At 37.2% G+C, this 223-nt stretch carries 1 protein-coding gene; it reads left to right on the plus strand.

Annotation, left to right across the window (positions count from 1 at the left end; genetic code table 11):
• A partial coding sequence (locus Q0662_RS11975; protein ID WP_298950186.1) for an MBG domain-containing protein occupies nucleotides 1-223 on the plus strand: 223 nt, incomplete at both ends.

Genomic DNA, 223 nt, shown 5'->3' on the forward strand with positions numbered 1-223 from the left:
CAGGATTCGTAAATGGTGATACCGAATCTAGTTTAGATACAGGAGTTAGCATCGCAAGAGCAATAGGAGAAGATGTAAATACCTATACCATTACACCTTCCGGTGCTGTTGATAGTAATTATGACATAAGCTTTGTAACCGCAGATTTTACGATTACTAGTAAGTCGATTACGGATACAACTATTAGCATAGCCCCTATTGATGATTTCATTTATTCTGGTCA

The organism is uncultured Polaribacter sp., from assembly GCF_947503855.1.
GTDB lineage: Bacteria > Bacteroidota > Bacteroidia > Flavobacteriales > Flavobacteriaceae > Polaribacter.